General features: G+C 72.5%; 22 protein-coding genes and 1 other RNA gene. 15 read left to right on the top strand and 8 right to left on the bottom strand.

Annotation, left to right across the window (positions count from 1 at the left end; genetic code table 11):
• Window positions 1-41 precede the first annotated feature (41 nt).
• From ffs to recR, 4 genes are all read left to right on the top strand, one after another.
• Window positions 42-131: signal recognition particle sRNA small type (ffs, locus tag ACN268_RS20210), an RNA gene on the top strand.
• 107 nt (window positions 132-238) lie between these two features.
• Entirely contained in the window at window positions 239-3010 is a 2772-nt protein-coding gene (locus tag ACN268_RS20205) for a DNA polymerase III subunit gamma and tau (RefSeq protein WP_421484537.1), read from the top strand.
• Between the two features lie 110 nt (window positions 3011-3120).
• A complete protein-coding gene (locus ACN268_RS20200) occupies window positions 3121-3429 on the top strand; it encodes a YbaB/EbfC family nucleoid-associated protein (protein WP_067309858.1) in 309 nt (102 codons plus the stop codon).
• A 7-nt stretch (window positions 3430-3436) separates the two neighbouring features.
• On the top strand, window positions 3437-4030 hold the full coding sequence (gene recR, locus ACN268_RS20195) for a recombination mediator RecR (RefSeq protein WP_088647762.1): 594 nt from the start codon (window positions 3437-3439) through the stop codon (window positions 4028-4030).
• An 86-nt stretch (window positions 4031-4116) separates the two neighbouring features.
• On the opposite strand, the gene ACN268_RS20190 is transcribed toward recR, so the two are convergent.
• Window positions 4117-4707: a hypothetical protein gene (locus ACN268_RS20190; RefSeq protein WP_421486944.1), complete on the bottom strand. Its 591-nt coding sequence runs from the start codon at window positions 4705-4707 to the stop codon at window positions 4117-4119.
• A gap of 783 nt (window positions 4708-5490) precedes the next feature.
• Between ACN268_RS20190 and ACN268_RS20185 the strand changes: the two genes are divergently transcribed.
• The 5 genes from ACN268_RS20185 to ACN268_RS20165 all read left to right on the top strand — a co-directional run bounded on the left by ACN268_RS20185 (window position 5491) and on the right by ACN268_RS20165 (window position 11627).
• Window positions 5491-7170: an ABC transporter substrate-binding protein gene (locus ACN268_RS20185; protein ID WP_421484536.1), complete on the top strand. Its 1680-nt coding sequence runs from the start codon at window positions 5491-5493 to the stop codon at window positions 7168-7170.
• A gap of 99 nt (window positions 7171-7269) precedes the next feature.
• A complete protein-coding gene (locus ACN268_RS20180) occupies window positions 7270-8277 on the top strand; it encodes an ABC transporter permease (RefSeq protein ID WP_421484535.1) in 1008 nt (335 codons plus the stop codon).
• Complete coding sequence (locus tag ACN268_RS20175) at window positions 8274-9380, top strand: ABC transporter permease (protein WP_421484534.1); 1107 nt, start codon at window positions 8274-8276, stop codon at window positions 9378-9380. The genes ACN268_RS20180 and ACN268_RS20175 overlap by 4 nt, the downstream gene beginning before the upstream one ends.
• 106 nt (window positions 9381-9486) lie before the next feature.
• Entirely contained in the window at window positions 9487-10473 is a 987-nt protein-coding gene (locus tag ACN268_RS20170; RefSeq protein ID WP_088643795.1) for an ABC transporter ATP-binding protein, read from the top strand.
• A 77-nt stretch (window positions 10474-10550) separates the two neighbouring features.
• Window positions 10551-11627: an ABC transporter ATP-binding protein gene (locus ACN268_RS20165; RefSeq protein ID WP_421486943.1), complete on the top strand. Its 1077-nt coding sequence runs from the start codon at window positions 10551-10553 to the stop codon at window positions 11625-11627.
• A gap of 64 nt (window positions 11628-11691) precedes the next feature.
• Here ACN268_RS20165 and ACN268_RS20160 read toward each other — a convergent pair whose 3' ends face one another.
• Together ACN268_RS20160 and ACN268_RS20155 are read right to left on the bottom strand one after the other, a co-directional pair.
• Window positions 11692-12135, bottom strand: a complete 444-nt coding sequence (locus ACN268_RS20160; protein WP_421484533.1) for a hypothetical protein — start codon at window positions 12133-12135, stop codon at window positions 11692-11694.
• Window positions 12117-12776 carry an HNH endonuclease family protein gene (locus ACN268_RS20155; RefSeq protein ID WP_088643797.1) on the bottom strand — a complete coding sequence of 220 codons (660 nt, stop codon included), beginning with the start codon at window positions 12774-12776 and terminating at the stop codon, window positions 12117-12119. The genes ACN268_RS20160 and ACN268_RS20155 overlap by 19 nt, the downstream gene beginning before the upstream one ends.
• Window positions 12777-12884: 108 nt before the next feature.
• On the opposite strand from ACN268_RS20155, the gene ACN268_RS20150 reads away from it, so the two are divergent.
• On the top strand, window positions 12885-14348 hold the full coding sequence (locus ACN268_RS20150) for an MFS transporter (protein ID WP_421484532.1): 1464 nt from the start codon (window positions 12885-12887) through the stop codon (window positions 14346-14348).
• A gap of 64 nt (window positions 14349-14412) precedes the next feature.
• Here the strand turns inward: ACN268_RS20150 and leuA are convergent, their stop codons facing one another.
• From leuA to ACN268_RS20135, 3 genes are all read right to left on the bottom strand, one after another.
• Window positions 14413-16167: a 2-isopropylmalate synthase gene (gene leuA / locus ACN268_RS20145; RefSeq protein WP_421484531.1), complete on the bottom strand. Its 1755-nt coding sequence runs from the start codon at window positions 16165-16167 to the stop codon at window positions 14413-14415.
• A gap of 309 nt (window positions 16168-16476) precedes the next feature.
• Window positions 16477-17007, bottom strand: a complete 531-nt coding sequence (locus ACN268_RS20140; RefSeq protein WP_421484530.1) for a nitroreductase family protein — start codon at window positions 17005-17007, stop codon at window positions 16477-16479.
• 86 nt (window positions 17008-17093) lie between these two features.
• Entirely contained in the window at window positions 17094-17840 is a 747-nt protein-coding gene (locus tag ACN268_RS20135) for a hypothetical protein (protein WP_421484529.1), read from the bottom strand.
• 306 nt (window positions 17841-18146) lie between these two features.
• On the opposite strand from ACN268_RS20135, the gene ACN268_RS20130 reads away from it, so the two are divergent.
• Together ACN268_RS20130 and ACN268_RS20125 are read left to right on the top strand one after the other, a co-directional pair.
• Window positions 18147-19412: an aspartate kinase gene (locus ACN268_RS20130; protein WP_088643814.1), complete on the top strand. Its 1266-nt coding sequence runs from the start codon at window positions 18147-18149 to the stop codon at window positions 19410-19412.
• Between the two features lie 5 nt (window positions 19413-19417).
• A complete protein-coding gene (locus tag ACN268_RS20125; protein ID WP_421484528.1) occupies window positions 19418-20479 on the top strand; it encodes an aspartate-semialdehyde dehydrogenase in 1062 nt (353 codons plus the stop codon).
• Window positions 20480-20636: 157 nt separating this feature from the next.
• Here the strand turns inward: ACN268_RS20125 and ACN268_RS20120 are convergent, their stop codons facing one another.
• Window positions 20637-22058 (bottom strand): diguanylate cyclase, encoded by a 1422-nt coding sequence (locus ACN268_RS20120; protein ID WP_421484527.1) that lies wholly within the window; start codon window positions 22056-22058, stop codon window positions 20637-20639.
• Between the two features lie 174 nt (window positions 22059-22232).
• Here ACN268_RS20120 and ACN268_RS20115 point away from each other — a divergent pair, with 174 nt between their 5' ends.
• The 3 genes from ACN268_RS20115 (at window position 22233) to ACN268_RS20105 (ending at window position 24194) form a co-directional block, all read left to right on the top strand.
• Window positions 22233-22916, top strand: a complete 684-nt coding sequence (locus tag ACN268_RS20115; protein ID WP_421484526.1) for a histone deacetylase — start codon at window positions 22233-22235, stop codon at window positions 22914-22916.
• 142 nt (window positions 22917-23058) lie between these two features.
• Window positions 23059-23517, top strand: coding sequence for a lamin tail domain-containing protein (locus tag ACN268_RS20110; RefSeq protein ID WP_363650421.1), 459 nt, complete (start codon window positions 23059-23061; stop codon window positions 23515-23517).
• A 200-nt stretch (window positions 23518-23717) separates the two neighbouring features.
• On the top strand, window positions 23718-24194 hold the full coding sequence (locus tag ACN268_RS20105; RefSeq protein ID WP_421484525.1) for a hypothetical protein: 477 nt from the start codon (window positions 23718-23720) through the stop codon (window positions 24192-24194).
• 23 nt (window positions 24195-24217) lie between these two features.
• Here ACN268_RS20105 and ACN268_RS20100 read toward each other — a convergent pair whose 3' ends face one another.
• Window positions 24218-25324, bottom strand: coding sequence for a calcium:proton antiporter (locus ACN268_RS20100; protein WP_421484524.1), 1107 nt, complete (start codon window positions 25322-25324; stop codon window positions 24218-24220).
• Window positions 25325-25394: the final 70 nt, after the last annotated feature.

Raw genomic sequence — 25394 nt, 5'->3', positions numbered from 1 at the left:
CACCCCCCGAAGATCCACCCGGGGTCGGGTAGGGTGGGCGGTACCTCCCGTGCGGCGGTATCTCGTGAACCTCCCCAGGGCCGGAAGGCAGCAAGGATAAGCGAGCTCTGCCGGGTGCACGGGAGGCCTTTTTGTCTCCGCCCACCGGTACCGTACCTGCGGGTCGGGTCCCGGGGTGGTGGGTGGTCACCCGCGCCCGACCGGCGCAGAATGGCTCGGTCGAGAGGAGGCGGGACGAGTGACGCTGGCGCTCTACCGCAAGTACCGGCCGCGTACCTTCGCCGAGGTCATCGGCCAGGAGCACGTCACCGAGCCGTTGTCGCAGGCGCTGCGCAGCGGTCGGCTCAACCACGCCTACCTGTTCTCCGGCCCCCGGGGCTGCGGCAAGACCTCCAGCGCCCGCATCCTGGCCCGTTCGCTCAACTGTGAGCAGGGCCCCACCCCGGAGCCGTGCGGGCAGTGCGACTCCTGCCGGTCGCTGGCCGTCGACGGCTCCGGCTCGATCGACGTCATCGAGATCGACGCGGCCAGCCACGGTGGCGTCGACGACGCCCGTGAACTGCGGGAGAAGGCGTTCTTCGCGCCGGCCCAGAGCCGCTTCAAGATCTACGTCATCGACGAGGCGCACATGGTCTCGTCGGCCGGCTTCAACGCCCTGCTCAAGCTGGTCGAGGAGCCCCCGGAGTACGTCAAGTTCATCTTCGCCACCACCGAGCCGGAGAAGGTCCTCGGCACGATCAGGTCGCGGACCCACCACTACCCGTTCCGGCTGATCCCGCCGAAGGTGCTCCGGCCGTACCTGGAGCAGCTCACCCAGGCCGAGGGGGTGACCGTCGACCCGGCGGTCTTCCCGCTGGTGGTGCGCGCCGGTGGCGGTAGCGCCCGGGACAGCCTCTCCGTGCTCGACCAGCTCATCGCGGGCGCCGGCCCGGAGGGGGTCAGCTATCCCCGGGCCGCCGCGCTGCTCGGTGTCACCGACTCCGCGCTGATCGACGAGATGTGCGACGCGCTGGCCGCCGGGGACGGCGCGGCGGCGTACGCGACTGTCGACCGGGTGGCCGAGGCCGGTCACGATCCGCGCCGGTTCGCCTCCGACCTGTTGGAACGGCTGCGCGACCTGATCGTGCTCCAGCAGGTGCCGGACGCCGCCGGCAAGGGCCTGATCGACGGCCCGGCCGACCAGATCGAGCGGATGGCCGCCCAGGCGCAGCGGCTCGGCCCGGCGACCCTGTCCCGCTGCGCCGACATCGTGCACAACGGCCTGGTCGACATGCGCGGCACCACCGCTCCCCGGCTGCTGCTGGAGCTGATCTGCGCCCGGATGCTGCTGCCCGGCGTCGACGACTCCACCGGTGGCCTGCTCCAGCGTCTGGAACGGATGGAGCGCCGGCTCACCCTGGGTGCCGTCGACCTGCCGCCGGCCGCCGCCGGCTCCGCGTCTCCGCCCGCCCCCACCGAGGTACGCCCCCAGCCCGCCCAGGCCGTCGCCGACACCCCGCCGGAGTCCGGAGCCCCCACCGGGGTGGCCGCCGCGCGGGCTGCCGCTGCCGGTGCCCGCCCCGGATCGCCTTCAGCGGCCCCTGCCGCGCCGCCGTCGGGTGGCGCACCGGTCGCCGACGCCGCTCCCGTACGCCGTCCGGTGCCGCCGTCGGCGGTGCTGCCCGATCCGGCGACGCCCGAGCCGCCCCGACCGGGCAGCGACCCGGTGGGTGCGCTCGACGCGGTGGCGGTCCGGCGGGCGTGGCCAGAGGTGGTCGGCAAGGTCAACCGGACGAACAAGCGGATCGCCGCCCTGATGCGGGACGCCGTGGTCCGGGACCTCGACGGGGACACGCTGGTGGTGACCGTGAAGTCGGTGGTGCTGGCCAAGATGATGGCCGACCACGCCCGGGTGCTCACCGACGCGCTCTACGAGGAGTTGGGCGGTCGCTGGCAGATCCGCTGCGAGGTGGCCGGTGAGCGGGGCGGGGTGACCCCCGGTGGTCCGTCCCGGCCGGCCCGCCCGTCCGCGCCTCCCGCCGACTCCCCGCCCGGCCCGTCCGACGGTAGTGTCACCCCCCAGCCGGCCCGTCCGTCCGCCGGCCCGGACGCCGGTCCCGGTCCATCCGGCGCGGCCGGCGGCCCGGCGGCCCGGCCCGACGCTTCCCCGCCCACCGGCGGGACCAGCGCACACGGCGGGACCAGCGCACACGGCGGGACCAACGTGGCCGGGGTGCCGGATGCTGCCGGTACCGGCCGCGCGAACGGCGCCGGTGCGGTGGACAGTTCCGGTGCGCGCGGTGCGACCGCCGTGGCGGTGCGGGACGGCGACCCGCAGGCGCCGGGCGGCGGGACCAGCCCGGCCGACGACGACTGGCCCGAGCCGGCCCGTCCCGGTGGCGAGGACGGCTGGCCGGAGGCTGCCCGCCCCGGCGGGGCCGGTAGCGCGGGCGATGCCGGCGACTGGCCCGAGGCGGCCCGTCCGGGCGGCGCGGTGGCCACGGCGACGATGGCCGGCGGTTCGGCGCAGGCAACGGGCGCGCAGGCCGGGCCCGGCACGGCGGGGGCATCCGGAGCGCGGGCGGTGGCACCGGCGGCTGCGCGTGCCGGCGGGACGGCGACTGCCGTACCCAGGCCGGCGGGGCAGACGACGGCCCCGGCGCAGACCGGTGCGACCGCCCCCGGCGCGGCCCCGGTGAGCAGCGCGATCGCGGCGGCGCGGGCGGCTGCGGCGGCGGCAGCGGCCGGCACTGCCAAGGGGCCACGGTCCGCCCAGCCGGCGCGCCGGACGGCGGACGCCGACTGGGCCGGTGAGCCGCCGTACGACCCGGACTACGACGGGCCGGGGCGTGCCGGTGGACGCTCGCAGCCGGCGGCGGCCCCGGCCTACGAGGGCTTCGACCCGGGTGACGAACCGCTGGACGAGGTGATCGACGAGCGGACCGCCCGGCAGTCCAGCGAGGAGCAGGCGGTGCAGTTGCTCCGGGAGGCGTTCGGGGCCGAGAAGATCGACGAGGTGGACGCGCGCTGACCCGCCGTCGCCCGGACCGGAGACCACCGGCCGTGCCCGACTAGGCTGGGCGCGGCCGAGCAGACGAGTGCGAGAAGGAGCCATCCGTGCGCCCAGGTGGACAGCCGAACATGCAGCAGATGCTGAAGCAGGCGCAGAAGATGCAGCAGCAGATCGCCAAGGCGCAGGCCGAGCTGGCCGAGGCCGAGCTGACCGGCACCGCCGGCGGAGGTCTGGTCACCGCGACCGTGTCCGGCTCCGGCGAGATCAAGAGCATCAGGATCGACCCGAAGGCGGTCGACCCGGAGGACGTCGAGACCCTGGAGGACCTGGTCGTCGCGGCCCTGCACAACGCCGCCGAGGCGGCCAAGGAGCTGACCGACCAGAAGATGGGCCCGGTCGCCGGCGGCATGGGCGGCCTCGGCCTGCCCGGATTCTGACCCGCAGATGTACGAGGGTGCCATCCAGGACCTGATCGACGAGTTGGGACGGCTGCCGGGCGTCGGCCCGAAGAGCGCCCAGCGGATCGCCTTCCACGTCCTGTCGGCGGACCCGGCCGACGTCACCCGGCTCGCCGGTGCGCTGCGCAAGGTCAAGGACCTGGTCCGGTTCTGCACCACCTGCTTCAACGTCGCCGAGTCGGAGCAGTGCCGGATCTGCCGCGACCCGCGCCGCACCGACGAGGTGATCTGCGTGGTCGAGGAACCCAAGGATGTGGTGGCGATCGAGCGGACCGGTGAGTTCCGGGGCCGCTACCACGTGCTCGGCGGGGCGATCAATCCGCTGGAGGGGATCGGCCCGGACAACCTGCGCATCCGCGAGCTGATGAGCCGGCTCAGCGCGGGGACGATCCGTGAGCTGATCCTCGCCACCGACCCGAACACCGAGGGCGAGGCGACCGCGACGTACCTGGCGTTGATGGTCAAGCCGATGGGCATCGCGGTCACCCGCCTGGCCAGCGGCCTGCCGGTCGGCGGCGACCTGGAGTACGCCGACGAGATCACCCTGGGTCGGGCCTTCGAGGGCCGCCGCGCGGTCTGACCCTCGCCGATCACCGGCCCCGCCGGTGGAGACACGCCGATGGCCGGCACCCCGGGTGGGGTGCCGGCCGTCGTGTCGTAGGGGGGTCAGCTGTTCCAGTGCTGGGCGACGAGGTCGGCGGCCTGCTGTTCCCACTGGGCGTAGTGGTCGGGGTAGGCGGAGACCTGGACGGTCTGGGCGGCCTTGGTCAGGGGCATGTCCTGCCAGCCGTCGACCTGCTTGAGGCCCTTGAGGAACGCCAGGGTGGCGTACTCGGGGTCGGTGATCTGCTCGACGGTGCCCCAGCCGCTGGAGGGGCGCTGCTGGAACAGGCCCTGCGAGTCGTGGTCGTTGCGGTCACCGAGGTGGCCGAGGTTCTCCAGCTTCGACTCCTGCAGGCTGGTCGCGATGGACACGACGGCGGCGCGCTCGTCCATGCCGGCCTTCTTGGTGGCGGCGATGATCGCCTTGGCGTTGCCGGTCTGCTCGTCGTTGAGGTCGATGCGGGACTGCTCGCCCTGCACGCCGTGCGGGATCAGCTTGGTGGTGTCCACGGTGGGCTTGTCGGCCTGGACGGTGGCGACGGGGCGGGTGTCGATGGTGGGGGTGTCGTGGTTGAGCGGGCCGGCGGCGATGCCTCCGGCGACGGCGAGACCGGCGATGCCGAGGACGCTCTTACGCAGGATGGTGGTGTTCATGATGGTGGTCTTCATGGGGTTGCTCCTTCGGGGGTAGACGCCCCGACCCGGCCGGTGGAGGGCTGGGTGTGCCCGTGGGGGACGGGCAGCGGAAGGGGGCGTGGGCACCACGTCGGGGGCGCTCATACGGGGGGAAAGTCTGAGGGGGTTCCGGTGGGGCCTGCCGGCCGGGGTGGTGGCCGCTCGTGCCGGGGTCAGGTGTAACGACCGGGGGTCCGGGGCCATTCCCGTCCGGGGGTGCGGGGTCGGCCGGGGTACTGCCTGCTGCGGTCGTACCGGGGGTGTAACGAGCGTCGGTGCCGGGTCATTCCGCCGGCGGCCGGGACGCCGGGTGGTCCGGGTGCTGCTGCGGTCGTACGCAGGGTGTAACGCCGGGGGCGGGGTGGGGATTCCGGCCCGGGGGTGCCGCCGGTCACGGGACGTTGGCCCCGGGACACGCACGGAGCGCCGGACCGGCGCGGAGCGTACCCCCGCAACCGGACGCGGGTGCGGACGGCGACCGTCGGGAGCCGCCTCGCGGGAGCCGGCGGGACGGGGCGTGACGGTGGGTGACCGGTGGTGGTGGCGCATTCGGATACCCGGGCGATTTCCGGACAAATCTGCGACCTGCCGCTGTGACAGTCCCGTTTGTCGGGAGATCCGGCGGTGTCAGACGGAGTGCTTGGTGTCGGCTTGGTAGCGATTGCCTAACGGCCGTTCCGCTTCGGTGTGTCGTGTCATAGCCTCCCGCTCACGGACCGAGCCATGGACCGGCGTTGTTCAGGCGGATGACAGAGGTGAGAGATGCAGGCGAGAAGGCTAAGGACGGCCGTGAGCCTCGTGGCCGTTGCAGCCCTGGCGGTCGGCGCGGCCGGCTGTGCGGAGAGTGACCGCGGCGATGACAACAGTGGCGAGGCCAAGACGGGCGGCACCTTCATCTTCGCCGGTGCCGGTGACCCGAAGAACTTCGACCCGATCTTCAACGACGACGGTGAGTCGTTCCGGCCGGTCCGGCAGATGTACGACACGCTGGTCCAGCACAAGCCGGGCACTGCCGACCTGGTGGGTGGCCTCGCCGAGAGCTGGGAGCACGACCCCGAGGGCAAGGTCTGGACCTTCAAGCTGCGCCAGGGCGTGAAGTTCCACGACGGCACCCCCTTCAACGCCGCCGCGGTCTGCTTCAACTTCGACCGCTGGTACAACATGAAGGGCGCCGCCGCCCAGTCGCAGATGATCTACTACCAGGACGTCTTCGGCGGGTTCGCCAAGAACGAGGCCGAGGGTGCCGGCGAGGCGCTCTACAACAAGTGTGAGGCCAAGGACGACGGCACCGCCGTGGTCACCCTCAACAAGTACAAGGGTGCGTTCCCGGGCGCGTTCGCGCTGACCGCGCTCTCGATCGCCAGCCCGGAGGCCCTCAAGAAGGGTGACGCCGACACGGTCAAGCAGAACGGCGACTCCTTCGAGTACAGCTCGTTCGCGACCACCACCCCGGTCGGCACCGGTCCGTTCACCTTCGGTGGCTGGGACAAGGCCAAGAACGAGATCACCCTGAACCGCAACCCCGACTACTGGGGCGAGAAGGCCAAGGTCGACAAGGTCATCATCAAGGTGATCAAGGACGAGAACACCCGTAAGCAGGAGCTGCGGGCCGGCACTGTCCAGGGCATCGACTTCCCGGCTCCGGCCGACCGCAAGGCGCTGTCCGGCGAGGGCTTCCAGGTCCTCGACCGCCCGGCGTTCAACATCCTCTACCTGGGCATCAACCAGAAGAACCCGAAGCTGAAGGACCTGCGGGTACGCCAGGCGATCGCCTACGCCCTCAACCGTCAGCAGCTCGTCCAGACCAAGGGCCCGGGTGGCACCAAGGTCGCCGACGAGTTCATGCCGGACACCGTGCTCGGTTACGCCCCGGACGTGCAGAAGTACGAGTACAACCCGGACAAGGCCAAGCAGCTGCTCAAGGAGGCCGGCGCCGAGGGGCTGACCCTCAACTTCTACTACCCGCCGGACGTCTCCCGGCCGTACATGCCGAACCCGCAGGAGATCTTCACCGTCCTGGCCAACGACCTGCAGGCCGTCGGCATCAAGGTCAACGGCGTGCCGCGTCCGTGGAACGGTGGCTTCAAGGACGACGTGCAGCAGTTCGGCAAGCAGGACCTGCACATCCTCGGCTGGACCGGTGACTACAACGACCCGGGCAACTTCGTCGGCACCTTCTTCGGCCGGGGCAAGGTCGAGTTCGGTGACCAGGCCATGACCGAGATGTTCGACGCGATCGCCAAGGCCGACGCCACCGTCGACGAGGCGGGCAAGAAGGCGGCCTGGGAGCAGGTCAACCGCGACATCGCCGCCAAGTGGCTGCCGGCCGTGCCGGTCTGGCACGCCCCGCCGGCCATCGTCGTCACCAAGGACGTGCAGGGGCTGGTCGCCAGCCCGCTGACCGACGAGCGCTTCAACACGGTCAGCGTCAGCAGCAAGTGACGTCCGTCGGCTGACGCCGTAGGCGTGCATCGGCCCGGGTCGGGAGCAAGTGCCGGCCCGGGCCGATGCCGCGAACATCGAGAGTCTGGTGTGTGAGAGATGTTGCGAGTCATAGTCCGCCGCCTGCTCCAACTGGTGGTGACGCTGATAGCGCTGTCCGCGCTGATCTTCGTCTGGTTGCGGAACCTGCCCGGCGGCCCGGTCGAGGCGCTGCTCGGCGAGCGGGCCACCCCGGAACGACGGGCGCTGCTGATCAAGGCGCTCGGCTACGACCAGCCGATCCTCGTGCAGTACGGCAAGTTCATGCAGCGGGTCCTCACGGGGGACCTGGGCAACTCGATCCGTTCCGGTGACCCGGTCACCGACGTCATCGCCCGCGCCTTCCCGGCCACGATCGAACTGGCCATCGCCGCCATGATCATCGCGGTGGGGCTGGGGGTGCCGCTGGGCTATCTCGCCGCCCGCTACCGGGGCCGACTCCTCGACAACCTGACGATCGCCGGCACCCTGCTCGGCATCTCGATCCCCATCTTCTTCCTGGGCTACCTGCTCAAGGACGTGCTCACCCAGGACATCCACTGGTTCCCGCCGTCCGGGCGGATCAGCACCGGGATGGACAACACCTCGGTGACCGGGTTCTACGTCCTGGACGGCCTGCTCACCCGGGAGTTCGACGCCAGCGCCGACGCGCTCTGGCACCTGATCCTGCCGGCGGTCACGCTGGCCACGATCCCGCTGGCGGTGATCGTCCGGATCACCCGGGCCAGCGTGCTCGACGTGCTCAACGAGGACTACGTACGGACCGCCGAGGCGAAGGGCCTGCGGCACCGCACCATCCGGGGCCGGCACATCCTGCGCAACGCCCTGCTGCCGGTGGTGACCACCATCGGCCTGCAGACGGGCGCGCTGCTCTCCGGCGCGGTGCTCACCGAGAAGGTCTACAACTGGGGCGGGCTCGGCACCCTGATCACCGACTCGATCAGCGGCGGCCGGGACTACCCGGTGCTCCAGGCGATCATCCTGCTCGCCGCGCTGGTCTTCGTGCTGGTCAACCTGCTGGTCGACCTCTCCTACGCCTTCATCGACCCGAGGGTGCGTGTGCGATGACCGACCCGACCACCCGCCCCGGCGTGGGCAAGCCCCGCACCGGCGACACCCCCACCGGCCAGCCCGCCGAGGGTCCGGCCGCCGCCGGGCAGGCCGGCCAGTCCGGCGACACCCCCACCGGCCAGTCCGGCGACAGCCCGGCGCAGCGGCGGGAGCGCAGCCTCGGCCGGCTCGGCGACCGCAAGCGGGCCCGGCTCGACGAGTTGGCGCGGGCCACCGCCGACCCGGGCGGGGTCAGCCTCTACCGGGACGCGCTGCGCCGGCTGCGTCGTAACCCGGTGGCCATCGTCGGCGCCGTCATCGTCGGGTTGTTCGTACTGGTGGCGCTCTTCGCCCCGTTGATCGCCCCGCACGACCCGGTGCAGCGCTTCGACGAGCTGACCCGGGACCTGACCGTGGACAGCATCCCCGGGGCCACCGCCGGGCACCCGTTCGGCTCGGACCCGCTCGGCCGGGACTTCCTCTCCCGGATGATCCACGGCAGCCGGCAGACCCTCTTCGTCGGCGTGCTCGCCACCCTGATCGGGCTCACCCTGGGCGTGCTGCTCGGCGCGATCGCCGGGGCCTTCGGCGGCTGGGTCGACGTGGTGCTGATGCGCCTCACCGACGTGATGCTGGCGCTGCCCAGCCTGCTGCTGGCGATCACCCTGGTCGCGATGGCCAGCCGGTCGAGCCAGTGGACGGTGATCTTCGCGGTGGCGATCGTCAGCGTGCCGATCTTCGCCCGGCTGCTGCGCGGCTCGATGCTCGCCCAGCGGGAGAGCGACCACGTCCTCGCCGCGCGGGCGCTGGGCGTGAAGGAACGCAACATCGTCCTGCGGCACATGCTGCCCAACTCGCTGACCGCGGTGATCGTGCAGGCCACGCTGACCTTCGCAGTGTCGATCCTCGACGCGGCGGCGCTGTCCTTCCTCGGCCTCGGCGACCCGGACATCAACCGGGCCGAGTGGGGGCTGATGCTCGGCGTCGACGGCCAGCGCTACTTCGAGGTCCGCCCCGAGCTGGCCTACTATCCGGCGCTCGCGATCATCGTGGTCGCGCTCGGCTTCACCCTGCTCGGTGAGGCGATGCGCGAGGCGATCGACCCGAAGAACCGGCGGTGACGGCGGTGCGGCGGGCCGGTGCGACCGGCCCCGGGCCGGGCGGGAGCCGGGTGGACCGGCGACCGCAGCCGGGAGCGAACGACCAGCACAGTGAGGATGTGACCCGATGAGCCTGCTCGACGTACGCGATCTGAGCGTGGTGTTCCAGCGCCGGGGCGAGCGGCCGTTCACGGCGGTCGACCAGGTCAGCTTCACGGTGGAGCCGGGGCAGACGGTCGGCCTGGTCGGCGAGTCCGGCTGCGGCAAGAGCGTGACCAGCCTGGCCGTCATGGGCCTGCTGCCGAAGCGGGGCAACCGGGTCACCGGCGAGGTGCTGTTCGAAGGCACCGACCTGCTCAAGCTGCGCCCGGACGACCTGCGGGACCGCCGCGGCCGGGACATCGGCATGATCTTCCAGGACCCGCTGTCGTCGCTGAACCCGGTCATCCCGATCGGGGTGCAGGTCGCCGAGGTGCTGGAGCGGCACCGGGGGATGGACCGCCGCAAGGCCCTGCGGGAGGCCCGCGAGCTGCTGGACGCGGTCGGCATCCCCGACCCGGACCGCCGGCTGACGGAGTTCCCGCACCAGATCTCCGGCGGCATGCGCCAGCGTGCCCTGATCGCCATCGCGCTGGCCTGCAAGCCCCGGTTGCTGATCGCGGACGAGCCGACCACCGCGCTGGACGTCACCATCCAGGCGCAGATCCTCACCCTGCTCAAGCAACTGGTCGACGAGACCGGTACCGCGCTCATCATGATCACTCACGATCTCGGGGTGGTGGCGGGGCTCTGCGACACGGTCAACGTGCTCTACGGCGGCAAGGTGGTGGAGCGGGCCGCCCGGCACGAGCTGTTCGCCAGGCCCCGGCACCCGTACACGCACGGGTTGCTCAACTCGGTGCCCCGGCTCGACTCGGTGCGGGGCGAGCGGCTGCACGCGATCCGTGGCTCGGTGGCCGACAACATCCCCTGGGTCGAGGGCTGCGCCTTCGCGCCCCGGTGCGACAACGTGGTGGACGCCTGCCTGGACGGCCCGCCACCGTTGGAGCCCACCGCCTCCGGCGGCGACCTGCGGTGCAACAACCCCGTTTCGGAGGAGGTGGCGGTGCCGTGACCGAACGGACCGGAACCACGGATGGTGCCGCGACCGGACAGGCCGGGGCGGGGGACACGGCGGAGCAGGGACGTCCCCTGATCGAGCTGCGCGACGTCAAGGTGCACTTCCCGATCAAGAGCGGGCTGCTGTTCGACCGTACCGTCGGCTACGTCTACGCGGTCGACGGCGTCTCCCTGTCGATCAACGCGGGTGAGACGTACGGGCTGGTGGGCGAGTCGGGGTGCGGCAAGTCGACGCTCGGCCGGGGCCTGCTGCGGCTGGTCGAGCCGACCGACGGTGAGATCGTCTTCGACGGCACCGACGTGCGCGCGCTCAAGGGCGAGTCGATGCGCAAGGCCCGTCGTCGGATGCAGATGATCTTCCAGGACCCGCTCTCCAGCCTGGACCCCCGGCAGTCGGTCGAGTCGCTGCTGGTGGAGGGGCTCAAGGCGCACGGCCTGGCCGACGACAAGGAGGCGACGAGCCGGCGGCTGCGGGACACCCTGCAGGCGGTGGGTCTGCCCGCCTCGGCGTTGAGCAGGTATCCGCACGAGTTCTCCGGCGGGCAGCGCCAGCGGATCGGCATCGCCCGCGCGCTGGTGCTCGACCCGGACCTGATCGTCGCCGACGAGCCGGTCTCCGCCCTGGACGTGTCGATCCAGGCCCAGGTGCTCAACCTGCTGGAGGACCTCCAGAACGAGCGCGGGCTGACGTACCTGATCATCGCGCACGACCTGGCGGTGGTCCGGCACATCGCCGACACCGTCGGGGTGATGTACCTGGGCGGGCTGGTGGAGGAGGCGTCCAGCGACGACCTCTACCGGGAGCCGATGCACCCGTACACGAAGGCGTTGATGTCGGCGGTGCCGGTGCCGGACCCGCTGGTCGAGGACCGGCGGGAGCGGATCCTGCTCGCCGGTGACCTGCCGTCGCCCACCAACCCGCCGGCCGGCTGCCGGTTCCACACCCGGTGCCCGTGGGCGCAGCCGACCCGCTGCGCCGACGAGCGGCCGGCGCTGCGCGAGGTCGTCGGCGGCCACCGGGTCGCCTGCCACTTCGCCGAGGAGATCGCCGCCGGGCGGCTGCGCCCGCACGAGGTCGAACCCGAGCTGGTCCGGCCGGACGAGGGCGGGGCGCCGGGCGACCCCGGTGAGCTGATCCCCACCCCGTGAGCAGGTGACAGGGCCCCCTTCCCGGCGACGGGAAGGGGGCCCTGTCCGGGTGTGCGGCGGCGGGTCAGCCCTCGGGGCGGTGCAGCAGGGCGAGCGCGACGGTGTGCACGGCGTCGAGGTCGGCCGGGTCGGCGAGCCGGGCCGTCCCGCCGGTCACCGCGTACCACTCGTCGGCGTCCTTGTACTGCACGGTGAGCGTGGCCTGGCCGTCGGCGTACCGGGACTTCAGGGTCAGCTCGCCGGTCACCACGCCCACCTCGTCGGTCATCACCCCGCCGGGGCCGGCGACCAGGTCGGCGGTCAGCTCGCGGGGCCCGCCGGAGCCGCCCGCGTCGGCGGTCATCCCCGCGCCCGGCACCGCGGCCGGGGCGGCGGGTCGCCCGTCGGCGGTCATCCCGGCGGTGGCCGCCGCCGTTCCCGGCTGTGCGCCGTCCGCTGCCGTCGCCGGTGTGGCGGCCGGGTCGGTCCCGGTGTCGGCACCGGCCGGTGTCAGCGCTTGCTCGCCCATGTGCAGCCCCCCAACATGTCGGTGATGGCGGCCTTCTCGGCGCTGGTCACCGTCAACTTCCAGTGGTGCTTGACCTCTACCCAGTGTTCCGCGTACGTGCACCAGTAGGCGCGGTTCGGCGGTTTCCACTGCGACGGGTCCTGGTCACCCTTGGACCGGTTGGAGCTGGCGGAGACCGCGAAGAGCTGCGGTCGGGTCAGGTCGTTGGCGAAGTCGCCGCGCTTGGCGTCGTCCCACTCGTCGGCCCCGGAACGCCACGCGTTGGCCAGCGGCACCATGTGGTCGATGTCCACGTCGGAGGGGTCGGTGAAGGTCCGCCCGTCGTAGACGCTCTCCCACCGCCCGCCGACCACGTTGCAGCCGGAGAGCCGGATGTCCTTGCCGTCGCGCTGGAGCACGCTGTCCCGCACGTCGCAGTTCTTGCCGGTGTCCCGCCAGTGCGGGAACCGGTTGCGGCTGTAACCCTTCATCGAACCGGCCTCGGCGACGGTCAGCTCCGAGAGCTGCTCACCCACGTTGCCGGAGCTGCCGGGTGGCGCCTCCGGCTCCTCCACCGAGACGTCACACCCACCCGCGCCGAGGGCGAGCAGCGCGGCAAGGGCCGCCGCCACCGCCGCGCGGCCTCCTGATCTGGTACGCACAGACGACACCTTTCCAGCTTGCGGGCTTCCGGCGATCCCGCACAGTACCCAAGGCACGGTTTCCGCGTTTCGTGGCGTCTCCGGTCGAGGGCGTGCAGATTGGTACCCATGACCGCACCCGCTCACGCGCTCCGCATCCGTACCACCGCCGGGCGGGGGACGCTGCTCGCCGCGATCCTCGCCTCGGGCATGGTGTTCCTGGACAGCACCGTGGTCAACGTGGCGCTTCCCCGACTGGGTGCCGACCTCGACGCGACCGTCGCCGGTCTGCAGTGGACGGTCAACGGGTACGCGCTGATGCTGGCCGCGTTCGTCCTGCTCGGTGGGTCGCTGGGGGACCGGTTCGGCAGGCGGCGGATCTTCCTGATCGGGGTGGTCTGGTTCGCGGTCGCCTCCGTCCTGTGCGGGCTCGCCCAGGACACCAACCAGCTGATCGCCGCCCGGTTCCTCCAGGGCGCGGGCGGGGCGCTGCTCACCCCCGGGTCGCTGTCGGTGCTCCAGGCGAGCTTCCACCCGGACGACCGGGGCCGGGCGATCGGTACCTGGTCGGGGCTGTCCGGGGTGTCCACCGCGCTCGGCCCGTTCGTCGGGGGATGGCTGATCGACGCGCTCTCCTGGCGGTGGATCTTCTTCATCAACCTGCCGCTCGCGGCCGGGGTGCTCCTGGCGGCGGTGCGCTGGGTGCCCGAGAGCCGGGACGAGAACACCTCCCGCACCGCCGGCCGGCGCTTCGACATCGCCGGGGCGCTGCTCGGCGCGTTGGCCCTGGGTGGGCTCACCTACGCCCTGATCGACGCTCCGGTACGCGGCCCGGGCTCCTGGCCGGTGCTGCTCGCCGCCGTGGTGGGCATTCTCGCCGCGGTGTGCTTCGTGCTGCTGGAACGGCACCGGGGCGAGGGGGCGATGCTGCCCACCACGCTGTTCGGCAGCCGGCTCTTCTCGGTGCTGAACGTGTTCACCGTGCTGGTCTACGCCGCGTTGAGCGGGTTCACCTTCTTCCTCTCCGTCTACCTCCAGAACGTCGTCGGCTGGTCGGCGCTGCGGACCGGGCTGGCCACCGTGCCGATGACCGTGCTGTTGCTGCTCGGTTCGGCGCGGGCCGGGGCGCTGTCGGCGCGGATCGGCCCCCGGCCGCTGCTGACCGTCGGCCCGGTCGTCGCCGCCGTCGGCCTGCTGCTGTTGCGCCGGGTCGGGCCGGGTGCGTCGTACTGGTGGGACGTGCTGCCCGGGGTGCTGCTGTTCGGGATCGGGCTGACCCTGGTGGTGGCCCCGCTGACCGCGTCGGTGCTGGCTGCCGTGGCGGACCGGTTCGCCGGGGTGGCCAGCGGCTTCAACAACGCCGCGTCGCGCACCGGCGGCCTGCTCGCGGTGGCCGCGCTGCCGCTGCTGGTGGGCCTCTCCGGCACCGGCTACGAGCAGGCCGGCGCGCTCACCGACGCGTTCCGGGGTGCGATGACCTGGTGCGCGGGCCTGTTGCTCGGCGGCGCGCTGCTGGCCGGCCTGCTGGTGCACCGCCCGGCGTCCGCCGACGGTGCGCCGGACCGGGCCGCGCGCCCGGCCACGAGCAGGTAGCGGCTCTGCCGAACGGCGAGGAGGGGCCCTGACGGAACACGTCAGGGCCCCTCCTCGCCGGGGATCAGTGCCGGGTGCGGTTGGTGGCGCTGGTGACGGCCTTGATGGAGGCGGTGACGATGTTGGGGTCGGTGCCGACGCCCCACACGGTCTGGCCGTTGATGTCGCACTCCACGTAGGCGGCGGCCTGGGCGTCGCCACCGGAGGAGAGGGCGTGCTCGTGGTAGTCCAGCACGCGTACGGCCACGCCCACCGACTGGAGCGCGTTGACGTACGCGTCGATGGGGCCGTTGCCGACGGCGGTGAGGGTGCGTGCCGCGCCGTCGACGACCACCTGGGCCTCGATCTCGACCTTGCCGTCGACGGTGCCGATCGTGTAGCCGGTCAGGTTGACGGCCGGGTCGACCTGGTGGTCGAGCAGGTAGTTGCGGGCGAAGATCTGCCACATGGTGCCCGGCTCGACCTCGCCACCGTCGTGGTCGGTGACCTGCTGCACGACGCCCGAGAACTCGATCTGGAGCCGGCGCGGCAGGTCCAGCTGATGCTCGGTCTTCATGATGTACGCGACGCCGCCCTTGCCGGACTGCGAGTTGACCCGGATGACCGCCTCGTAGGTGCGGCCCAGGTCCTTCGGGTCGATCGGCAGGTAGGGCACCGCCCAGGTGAAGTCGTCGATCGGCACCCCGGCCGCCTCGGCGTCGCGGGTCAGCGCGTCGAAGCCCTTCTTGATGGCGTCCTGGTGGGAGCCGGAGAAGGCGGTGTAGACCAGGTCGCCGGCGTACGGGTGGCGCTCGTGCACGGGGAGCTGGTTGCAGTATTCGACGGCCCGCTTGACCTCGTCGATGTTCGAGAAGTCGATCATCGGGTCGATGCCCTGGGAGAACAGGTTCAGCCCCAGCGTCACCAGATCGACGTTGCCGGTGCGCTCGCCGTTGCCGAACAGGCAGCCCTCGATCCGGTCCGCGCCGGCCAGCAGGCCCAGCTCGGCGGCGGCGACCCCGGTGCCCCGGTCGTTGTGCGGGTGCAGGCTGAGTACCAGGCTGTCCCGGCGGGGCAGGTGCCGGTGCATCCACTCGATCGAGTCGGCGTACACGTTGGGGGTGGCCATCTCGACGGTGGCCGGCAGGTTGATGATCAGCTTGCGGTCCGGGGTGGGGTCGATCACCTCGATGACCTTGCCGCACACCTCCACCGCGTACTCCAGCTCCGTGCCGGTGTACGACTCGGGCGAGTACTCGTAGTAGATGTCGGTGTCCGGGGTGTGGATCTCGGCGTACTTGCGGCAGAGCCGCGCGCCCTGGGTGGCGATGTCGGTGATGCCGTCGCGGTCCAGGCCGAAGACCACCCGACGCTGGAGCGTGGAGGTGGAGTTGTAGAAGTGCACGATGGCCCGGTGCGCGCCGCGCAGCGACTCGAAGGTCCGCTCGATCAGGTGCTCCCGGCACTGGGTGAGCACCTGGATGGTGACGTCTTCGGGGATCAGGTCCTGCTCGATGAGCTGCCTGACGAAGTCGAAGTCGGTCTGGCTGGCCGAGGGGAAGCCGACCTCGATCTCCTTGTAGCCCATCTGCACCAGCAGTTGGAACATCCGTCGCTTGCGTTCCGGCGACATCGGGTCGATCAGGGCCTGGTTGCCGTCGCGCAGGTCGACCGCGCACCAGCGGGGGGCGGCCTCGACGTGCCGGGTCGGCCAGGTGCGGTCCGGCAGGTCGATCCGGAACTGCTGGTGGTACGGCTGGTAGCGCTGGTACGGCATCCGGCTGGGACGTTGCCGGGCGATCTGATCGGCGTCGGCGTCGGTGGTGACAGGTTGAGCCATGACGGAGTGCTCCCGTGGGTCAGGTGGCGTCAGCATTGCGAAGGTGTCGGCGGGTGTCGGGCGGCGATGCCCGGACGGTTGCCGAGATGGAGTTCGGATCTGCTGGACGGCGCGGTTCGACTCCGCGACGGGGTGCCGGCCGGTCAGGCCCCGTCGCGGCGACCAAGGAGAAGGTACGCCCGCCACATGACAGAGTGACCCTACGTGATGAGCCGGGGGGTGCAAAGGTGGGTCCGGACTCTGAGATCCGAATCGCACCCGTCCCGGGCCGCCGGCCGAGGTGCCGCCACCACCGTTTCGGGCGGGGCGTCAGCCGAGCAGCAGGGCGTGGACCGGGTGCCGGCGGCGCAGCGCGGTCTCCCGGCGCAGCAGGTCCCCGGGCAGGGCCGACGGGTCGCCGAGCGGGCCCACGGCGGTCACCACCAGCGGGCGTACCCCGGTGGGCAGGTCCAGGTCGGCGGCGAGCGCGGCCCGGTCGAAGTCGCGGATCTGGCGCACGTGCAGACCGAGGGCGGTGGCCTGGACGCTGAGGTGGGCGATCGACTGGCCCAGGTCGTACGCGCACCGCTCCGGGTCGCCCGCGACGTGCGCGCCCAGCAGCAGCGCGGCGGCGTGCCGGGCCCAGCGCTGGTCGGCCCCGGTGAGGCTGACCAGGATGCGTTTCCAGGTCTCGTCGTCGCGGCGGCCGAGGGCGAACCGCCACGGCTGCGTGTTGCCGGCCGACGGGGCCCAGCGGGCCGCCTCCAGCAGGGACGCCGCCTCGTCGCCGGTCAGTTCGGCGGTCGGGTGGAACGCCCGGGGGCTCCAGCGGAAGGCGAGCAGCGGGGTGAGGTGAGCCATGCGAAGAGAATCCCGTATGGGGTATTTGGCGGATTAGCCCACTATGGCAAATGTGGTCAAGGCCACCCGTAACCCCCCGAACAGGGTCAGGACGTTTCCGGGCTCGGCTCCGCCCACGAACCCGACTCCCGGCCGAGCGGCTCACCGGGCACCACCGGCCCGGCCAGCGGCACCGTGTCGGGTGCCGGGCCGGGCGGTCCGGCCAGGGTCAACGTGCCCAGCGCCGCCCGGACGAAGGTGGGAGTCCCGTCCGGCTGGTAGCAGTAGATGCCCACGTCCAGCGGCGGGTGCAGCGAGGCGGCGGTGCTCTCCACCGCGTAGCAGGTCCCCGGCACCCCGGGTGGCGTGGTCGCGGTGGAGACCGACAGCGCGGTACGCCGGTCGGTGAGCACCTCCAGCCAGTCGGTGAACGGGTGCTGCACCCGGGGGTCCAGCCGGTGCGGCACCGCGTCGTCCCGGTCGCCCAGCCGTACGCAGCTCGCCGGCTCGGGGCGGCCGGCCGACGGTAGGCCGCACTGGAACAGTCCGTCCCGGGTGGCGGTGAGCGCGACGTCGGCCGTCCCGCCGAGGGCGCCCCCCGGCACGTCCACCCGCCAGCTGCCGTCGTTCGCGCTGGTCACGGTGATCTCGCGGGTCGGGCCGCCGGTGCCGGCCAGGGTGTACCGGGCGGTCAGGTGGCGGTCCCGGGCGGCGGCGGCCAACGCCGCCAGCTCGTCGCGGGCGCTGTCGACCTCGACGGGCGCCGGAGCGGACGGCGACCCGGTCGGCGGGGTGTCCGGCCCGGCGGAGGCGCAACCGGTCGGCAGCACCAGCACCGGCAACACCGCCAGCACCGACCGGAGCGGCCACCCCCGGCGGCCTGGCGGTTGCGGGGGCGGTGGGATCGGGTGGGGATGGGCGTGCACCGGGTCATTCTGCGCCCGGCGACCGCCCCGGACGACCCCGCCCGGGCCGGGCGGGTCAGGTCGTGTCGCCGGCCCGGACCCCGCTGCGCGGCGGTGGCCTGCGCCGGATGGTGGGATCACCCGACCCGCACTCGCGTACCGCCCGATACCCTGGGGTGGTCTGACACGCGCCGCCGGACTTCAGCCGGCGGCGTCGGCACGCTCAGGGTCGTCGCTGGGAGGGAGTGCGCCGTCGTGGCACTCGTGGTGCAGAAGTACGGCGGGTCCTCCGTCGCCAACGCCGAGCGGATCAAGCGGGTGGCCGAGCGCATCGTCGCCGCCCGCAAGGCCGGCGACGACGTGGTGGTGGTGGTCTCCGCGATGGGGGACACCACCGACGAGCTGCTCGACCTGGCCAACCAGGTCAGCCCCCTGCCGCCGGGCCGTGAGCTGGACATGCTGCTCACCGCCGGGGAGCGGATCTCCATGGCGCTGCTGGCCATGGCCATCCACAACCTGGGGTACGAGGCACGCTCGTTCACCGGCTCGCAGGCCGGCGTGATCACCACCTCGGCACACGGCCGGGCGCGGATCATCGACGTCACCCCCGGGCGGCTCAAGGGCGCGCTCGACGAGGGCGCGGTGGTGATCGTGGCCGGCTTCCAGGGCGTCTCGCAGGACACCAAGGACGTCACCACGCTGGGCCGGGGCGGCTCGGACACCACCGCCGTGGCGCTCGCCGCCGCGTTGCACGCCGACGTCTGCGAGATCTACACCGACGTCGACGGCATCTTCACCGCCGACCCCCGGATCGTGCCCAACGCCCGGCACATCCAGCACATCACCTACGAGGAGATGCTGGAGTTGGCCGCCTGCGGCGCCAAGGTGCTGCACCTGCGCAGCGTGGAGTACGCGCGCCGGGCGGGCTTGCCGATCCACGTCCGTTCGTCATACTCGACCAACACCGGCACCATGGTCACCGGATCGATGGAGGACCTTCCCGTGGAACAGGCACTGATCACCGGGGTTGCCCACGACCGCAGCGAGGCGAAGATCACGATCGTGGGGGTGCCCGACGAGCCGGGTGCCGCCGCCAGCATCTTCGACACCGTGGCCGGTGCCGAGATCAACATCGACATGATCGTGCAGAACGTCTCCACCGAGGGCACCGGGCGCACCGACATCTCGTTCACCCTGCCCAAGGCCGACGGGCCGACCGCGATGGCCGCGCTCAGCAAGATCCAGGAGCCGGTCAAGTTCAAGGGCCTGCTCTACGACGACCATGTGGGCAAGGTGTCGCTGATCGGTGCCGGCATGCGGTCGCACCCCGGCGTCGCGGCCGGTTTCTTCGCCGCCCTCGGCGCGGCCGGCGTCAACATCGAGATGATCTCCACCTCCGAGATCCGGGTCTCCGTGGTCTGCCGGGACACCGACCTCGACCGGGCGGTACGCGCCATCCACGACCAGTTCGAGTTGGGCGGCGACTCCGAAGCCGTGGTGTACGCGGGAACCGGGCGGTAGCCCCGATGGGACCGCAGCCCACCCTGGCCGTGGTCGGGGCGACGGGGGCTGTCGGCACCACGCTGTGCGACCTGCTCTCCTCCCGACGCAACGTCTGGGGTGAGATCAGGCTGATCGCCTCGGCCCGCTCGGTCGGGCGGCAGGTGCGCTGCCGGGGCGAGGAGTTGACCGTCGGCGCGCTCACCCCCGAGGCGTTCGACGGGGTCGACGTGGCGGTCTTCGACGTGCCCGACGAGGTGTCGGCGCACTGGGCGCCCGTCGCCGTCGAGCGGGGCGCGGTGGTCGTCGACAACTCGTCCGCGTTCCGGGCGGACCGCGACGTCCCGCTGGTGGTGCCCGAGATCAACCCCGAGCAGGTGCACCACCGGCCCCGGGGGATCATCGCCAACGCCAGCTGCACCACCCTGACCATGATCGTGGCGATCGCCCCGCTACACCACGAGTACGGCCTGCGGGAGCTGGTGCTCGCGTCGTACCAGGCGGTGTCGGGGGCGGGGCAGGCCGGAGTGGACGCCCTGCACCTGCAACTCGGCAAGATCGCCGGGGACCGGGTGCTCGGCTCCCGACCCGGCGACGTCCGGCAGGCGGTCGGCGACGAGCTGGGTCCGTTCCCCGCGCCGCTGGCGTTGAACGTGGTGCCGTGGGCGGGGTCGCCGGCCGAGCAGGGCTGGTCGTCGGAGGAGATGACGGTCCGCAACGAGTCCCGCAAGATCCTCGGCCTGCCCGACCTGAAGGTCTCCGCCACCTGCGTACGGGTGCCGGTGGTGACCGGCCACTCGGTCGCGGTGCACGCCGTTTTCGCCACCGAGGTCGACGCCGAGGGGGCCCGGGAGGCGCTGCGCAACGCCCCCGGCGTGATCCTGGTCGACGACCCGGAGGCCGGGGAGTTTCCGATGCCCATCGACGCGGTCGGCACCGACCCGGCCTGGGTCGGCCGGATCCGTCGGGCCGTCGACGACCCGCGCGCCCTCGACCTCTTCGTCACCGGCGACAACCTGCGCAAGGGCGCCGCCCTCAACACCGCCCAGATCGCGGAACTCGTAGTCAACCCCCGCCCCCGCCCCTAACCCCCACCCCACACCCACCCACCCCCCACTCACCCGCGCCCACCCCCACCCCGTGTCGATCAAGGAGTTGTGGGGCCCGCCAAAGGCGTGAGTCGGGGCAAAAAGCCCACCACGAGTCCATGATCGACGGGGTGGGGGCGGGCGGGGGCGGGTGGGGTCAGGGGGTGGAGAGGTGGACGCGGTTTCGGCCTTGGTGTTTGGCCGCGTAGAGGGCCTGGTCGGCGCGGTGCAGGGTGCGGTCGGCCGGTTCGCCGGGGAGCGGTAGCGCCACACCGACGCTGATCGTGCGGCCGGTGCGGCGGGCGGCCTCGGTGAGCCGCTCGGCGATGCGGACCGCCTCGTCGGCGTGGGCCACCTCGATCACCGCGACGAACTCGTCGCCGCCGGTGCGGTACAGCTCGTCACCGTGCCGCAGCGCCGCCTCCAGGGCGCGGGCCAGCCCCACCAGCAGCCGGTCCCCGGCCTGGTGGCCGTACGTGTCGTTGACGCTCTTGAAGCCGTCCACGTCGATGGCGAGCAGCGCGGTACGCCCGGGGGTGGCCGCCGCGATCCGCCGCCCGAACGTGCCGGTGTGCCGCAGCCCGGTGAGCGGGTCGAGGCTGGCCTGCTCCCGCAGTTGCGCCAGGGTACGCAGCCGCTCCAGGGCGGCCCACGCCTGCCCGGCGAGCAGTTCCATCAGGTTGACCGTGGTCGGGTCGGGGTGCAGCAGCCGTTCGTCGGCGACCAGCAGCACCCCGCCGTCGTCGGGTGGGCCGACCGGCACCGACACCAGGGTGCGTACCCCGGCACGGGCCAGCGCCTGGTGTTCCTCGGTGGGCGGGCAGCCCGCCTCCCCCAGGGTGTACGCCGCGCCGTACCGGTGGGCCCGCGCGACGAGCCGGTCGAGCTGCGTGGTCGGGACGTCGGCCAGGGCGGACCGGACCCGCGCCTCCCACTCGGTGGGGACGGTGGTGGGCGCGGCGACGCGGGGACCGTGCCGGCCGGCGAGCACCAGCACGGCGGTGGAGAGGGTGGAGACCTCCCGGGCGGCGGTGAGCGCGGCGGTCAGCAGGTCCCAGTCGGTGGGGGCGGCGGTCATCGCGGTGGCGTGCCGGAGCAGTTTCTCGCTGCGGCTCTCGGCGGGCGGCCCGCCCAGCGCCGCGATCCGGGCACCGAGCCGCTCGGCGAGCCGGTCGGCGGTCTCCCGCCACGGTGTGAGGTCCACCGGCCCGCTCCACTGGAGGTCGAGCACGCCGATCGGCCGGCCCTGCGGGTCCGGCACCGGTACGCAGATCTCGGCCGTGACGTCGGGGCGCAGCGGCAGGTAGTCGGGGTCGGCGGTGACGTCACCGACGGTGGCCCCGACGCCGGAGGCGTACACCCGGCCGACGATGCCCGACTTCGGCGGTACGGCGGAGAAGACCTGCCAGGCCCCGGTGGCGGCGATGCAGCGCAGCCGGTCGTGCACCTGGAGCAGGACGGAGATCGTGGCGGGGGCGTGCCGGGCGAGCGCGGTCACCGTCCACCGGCAGGCCTCGGCGGCGGTCGACGCCATCGACAGGCGGACCGTGACGTCCCGGACGACTCGCTCGTGATCCACGTTCTTCCAGGTGAGGAGGGCCCGGCGGGTGCCGGGGGCTGCAATCAAGCGTACTCAGCGGTGAGTGGTCGGTCGGATCAAGATCAGTTTGTTCGTACACATGTTTCATCCACAGGGTGTGGACAGGGCCTGTGGGCGATAGCGTGGGGAGCCCGGCGCGCGGGAGGGGGCGGCGTGGAACTGCTCTGGTACGTCGCCTACGGGTCGAACCTGCACGCCGCCCGGCTCGGCTGGTACCTCTCCGGTGGTCGGCCGCCCGGCGGGCTGCGGACGTACCCCGGCTGCCGGGACTGCCGACCGCCGCGCCGGACGCTGCCGGTGCTGATCCCCGGTGGCATCTACTTCGCCGGCGAGTCCCGGGCCTGGACGGGCGGGATGGCCTTCTACGACCCGACGCTGCCCGGCGTCGCGGCGGCCCGCGGCTACCTGCTCACCCGGGCGCAGTTCGCCGACCTGGCCGCCCAGGAGATGTACCGGCCGCCCGGCGACGACCTGCCCGCGCTCGACGTGGCGGTGGCCGACAGCCGGGCCATCCTCGGCCCGGGGCGCTACGAGACGCTGCTGCGGGTCGGCACCCGCGACGGGCTGCCGATGCTCACCTTCACCGCACCGTGGCGGGCCGCCGACGTGGCGTGGACCCCGCCCGCCCCGGTCTACCTGCGGATGATCGCCGAGGGGCTGCGGGAGGCGCACGGTTGGACGCCGGCCGAGACGGTCGACTACCTGGCCGACCGGCCCGGGGTGGCCGGGCACTGGAGCCGGCACCGACTGGTCGGCCTGATCCGCCCGCCGGACGAGTGCGGATCGGTGGAAGGGACGCCGTCGCCTGACGATCGCGCCATCCATGATCACCATTAGGGTCCCGCTGCCGGGACTGGCGGACCGGATTGGCGACGCGGCGCATTTCCGGTCCACGGTCGCCGGCCCGCGTCGATAACCTCGGCTCACTTTCCGTGACCGCATTCCGTGGATGCCGGTCCGTGAACCTGTGGGGGTACGCGTGAAGCACACCAGGCTCGTCGGATTCGCCGTGGCGCTCGCCGTCGCCGTCGGCGGCCCGCTCACCGTCGCGGGGCCGGCCCAGGCCGCCACCCCGGCCGTCGAGATCACGAAGGTCTACTACAACTCCCCGGGCAGCGACACCCGCTCCAACACCAGCCTCAACGCCGAGTACGTCAAGCTGACCAACCGGCGCAGCTCGACGATCAACCTGAAGTCCTGGACGCTGCGCGACAAGTCCAAGCACGTCTACACCTTCTCCGGCGACGTCCGCCTCGCCAAGGGCGCCAGCGTCTACATCCACACCGGCAAGGGCAAGAACACCTCCACCCACCGGTACTGGGGTTCCGGGAACTACATCTGGAACAACACCGGGGACACCGCCTACCTGCGCAACTCCGCCGGCACCGGGATCGACTCCTGCTCGTGGGGAAGCAAGGGCAGCTACACGTACTGCTGAGCACCGCTCGGACCCGCGGTGACCGGAGCGTTGAGGGGCGTTCTCCGGCCATCGTTCGACCGTCCCGGGAAGGGCGGCCGGCGACTTCTCGCACCGGGAGTCGCGGCCGGTCCCGGGGCGGTCGACCCGTTTGCGCCCGCGCCGGTCCGACCCCGGTATCCGGCCGGGTCGGTGTCGGTCGGCTCTGCCATGCTGGGCCGGTGACGGTGACCTGGCGACACCTGCCCGCCCCGGCCCGCGAGATCGCGGTGGCCGCCACCGCGGCGGTCGAGGCCGCCCAGGCGCACGACGACGTGGCGTACGACGACGCGGTGCCCCGGCTCGCCGGTGCCGACCGCGCCGGGCTGGTCCTCGGCGGGGTGGTCCGGCTCCTGCTGGAGCAGGCGCACCCCGACGGGCTCGACAGCGACGACGTGCGGCAGGTGCTGGAACGCTGCGTCCGCTCCGCCGCCACCTGGCGACCCGACGTCGACCCGCACGTGGTGCTGGTGCTGCTGGCCGGGGCGCTCGGCGTCTACGACCCGGGCGACGACGACACCCCGCCCGACCCGGCCGCCGTCGCCGCCCACGCGCCACTGCTGGTGGCCGACCTGCTCGCGGTGACCGGGGTGCCGTTCGCCGGGTGCCTGGAGGCGGCGTTCGCCGAGGTCGCCCGCACCGAACGCCACGACGACTGACGACGCCCCGCCGGTGCGGCGGGTCAGGGGCTGGCGGCGAGGAAGACGAACGCGGCGAGCAGCACCAGGTGCACCCCGCCCTGCAGGACGGTGGCCCGGCCCGGCACCACGGTCAGCACCCCGGTGACGACGGTCAACGCCAGCAGGGTCAACTGGGTGCCGCCGAGGCCGAGCAGCAGCGGCCCGTCCAGCCAGATCGAGGCCAGCGCGATCGCCGGGATGGTCAGGCCGATGCTCGCCATCGCCGAGCCGAGCGCCAGGTTGAGACTGATCTGCACCCGGTCCCGGCGGGCCGCGCGGGCGGCGGCCAGGGTCTCCGGCAGCAGCACGAGCAGCGCGATGACCACCCCGACGAAGGACTGCGGCAGGTTCGCCGCCGCGACCCCGGCCTCGATGGTCGGCGAGACGGTCTTCGCGTCACCGACCACGGCGACCAGGGCGACGAGGAGCAGCACCAGGCTCGTCACCGCGGTCCGCGTCGACGGCGGGTCGGCGTGCCCGTCGCCGTCGGCGTCGGCCACGCCGCCGTCGCTGGTCACCGACAGGAAGTAGTCCCGGTGCCGGCCCGTCTGCACCATCACGAACAGCCCGTACAGGGCCAGTGAGGCCACGGCCGCGAAGGCGAGCTGGGCGGGGGAGAACTCGGGGCCGGTCTTGCTGGTGGTGAACGTCGGCACCACCAGGCTCAGGGTGGCGAGGGTCGCCACGGTGGCCAGCGCCCCACCGGTGCCCTCCGGATTGAACACGGCCACCCGTCGCCGGAGCGCGCCGAGCAGCAGCGAGAGCCCGAGGATGCCGTTACAGGTGATCATCACGGCGGCGAAGACGGTGTCCCGGGCCAACGCCTGGGTCTTGTCCCCACCACTGATCATCAGGGTGACGATCAGGGCGACCTCGATGACGGTAACCGCCACCGCGAGCACCAGCGAACCGTACGGCTCACCGACCTTGTGGGCGACCACCTCGGCGTGGTGCACTGCCGCCAGCACCGCGCCGGCCAGCAGGAGGGCCACCACCGCCACCAGCAGGCCCGGCAGTTTCCGGTTCCAGGTGACGAGCAGCAGCAGCACCGCGAGGACGGGTACCACGATCGTCCAGTCGGACATCCGGGGGCGGGGCAGCGCGGGCATGCCGTACACCCTGCCAGGAAAACCGGGTCGTCGCGCCGCGCCGGGCGGCGGACGCCACCGGGCGGGTGGT

This window comes from Micromonospora sp. WMMD735 (assembly GCF_049178995.1).
In the GTDB taxonomy this organism is placed as follows: Bacteria; Actinomycetota; Actinomycetes; order Mycobacteriales; family Micromonosporaceae; genus Micromonospora; species Micromonospora wenchangensis.
The sequence above is the reverse complement of the archived record's forward strand: the minus strand, read 5'-3'. Positions and strand labels throughout refer to the sequence as shown.

What these genes read in the sequence shown, in the direction of transcription:
- ACN268_RS20100 (WP_421484524.1), bottom strand. Translation starts at nt 25,324, where the DNA reads ATGCCCGCGCTGCCCCGCCCCCGGATGTCCGACTGGACGATCGTGGTA.
- ACN268_RS20140 (WP_421484530.1), bottom strand. Translation starts at nt 17,007, where the DNA reads ATGGCTCACCTCACCCCGCTGCTCGCCTTCCGCTGGAGCCCCCGGGCG.
- ACN268_RS20180 (WP_421484535.1), top strand. Translation starts at nt 7,270, where the DNA reads ATGTTGCGAGTCATAGTCCGCCGCCTGCTCCAACTGGTGGTGACGCTG.
- ACN268_RS20160 (WP_421484533.1), bottom strand. Translation starts at nt 12,135, where the DNA reads ATGGGCGAGCAAGCGCTGACACCGGCCGGTGCCGACACCGGGACCGAC.
- ACN268_RS20170 (WP_088643795.1), top strand. Translation starts at nt 9,487, where the DNA reads ATGAGCCTGCTCGACGTACGCGATCTGAGCGTGGTGTTCCAGCGCCGG.
- ACN268_RS20190 (WP_421486944.1), bottom strand. Translation starts at nt 4,707, where the DNA reads ATGAACACCACCATCCTGCGTAAGAGCGTCCTCGGCATCGCCGGTCTC.
- ACN268_RS20125 (WP_421484528.1), top strand. Translation starts at nt 19,418, where the DNA reads ATGGGACCGCAGCCCACCCTGGCCGTGGTCGGGGCGACGGGGGCTGTC.
- ACN268_RS20150 (WP_421484532.1), top strand. Translation starts at nt 12,885, where the DNA reads ATGACCGCACCCGCTCACGCGCTCCGCATCCGTACCACCGCCGGGCGG.
- ACN268_RS20185 (WP_421484536.1), top strand. Translation starts at nt 5,491, where the DNA reads ATGCAGGCGAGAAGGCTAAGGACGGCCGTGAGCCTCGTGGCCGTTGCA.
- leuA (WP_421484531.1), bottom strand. Translation starts at nt 16,167, where the DNA reads ATGGCTCAACCTGTCACCACCGACGCCGACGCCGATCAGATCGCCCGG.
- ACN268_RS20200 (WP_067309858.1), top strand. Translation starts at nt 3,121, where the DNA reads ATGCAGCAGATGCTGAAGCAGGCGCAGAAGATGCAGCAGCAGATCGCC.
- recR (WP_088647762.1), top strand. Translation starts at nt 3,437, where the DNA reads ATGTACGAGGGTGCCATCCAGGACCTGATCGACGAGTTGGGACGGCTG.
- ACN268_RS20175 (WP_421484534.1), top strand. Translation starts at nt 8,274, where the DNA reads ATGACCGACCCGACCACCCGCCCCGGCGTGGGCAAGCCCCGCACCGGC.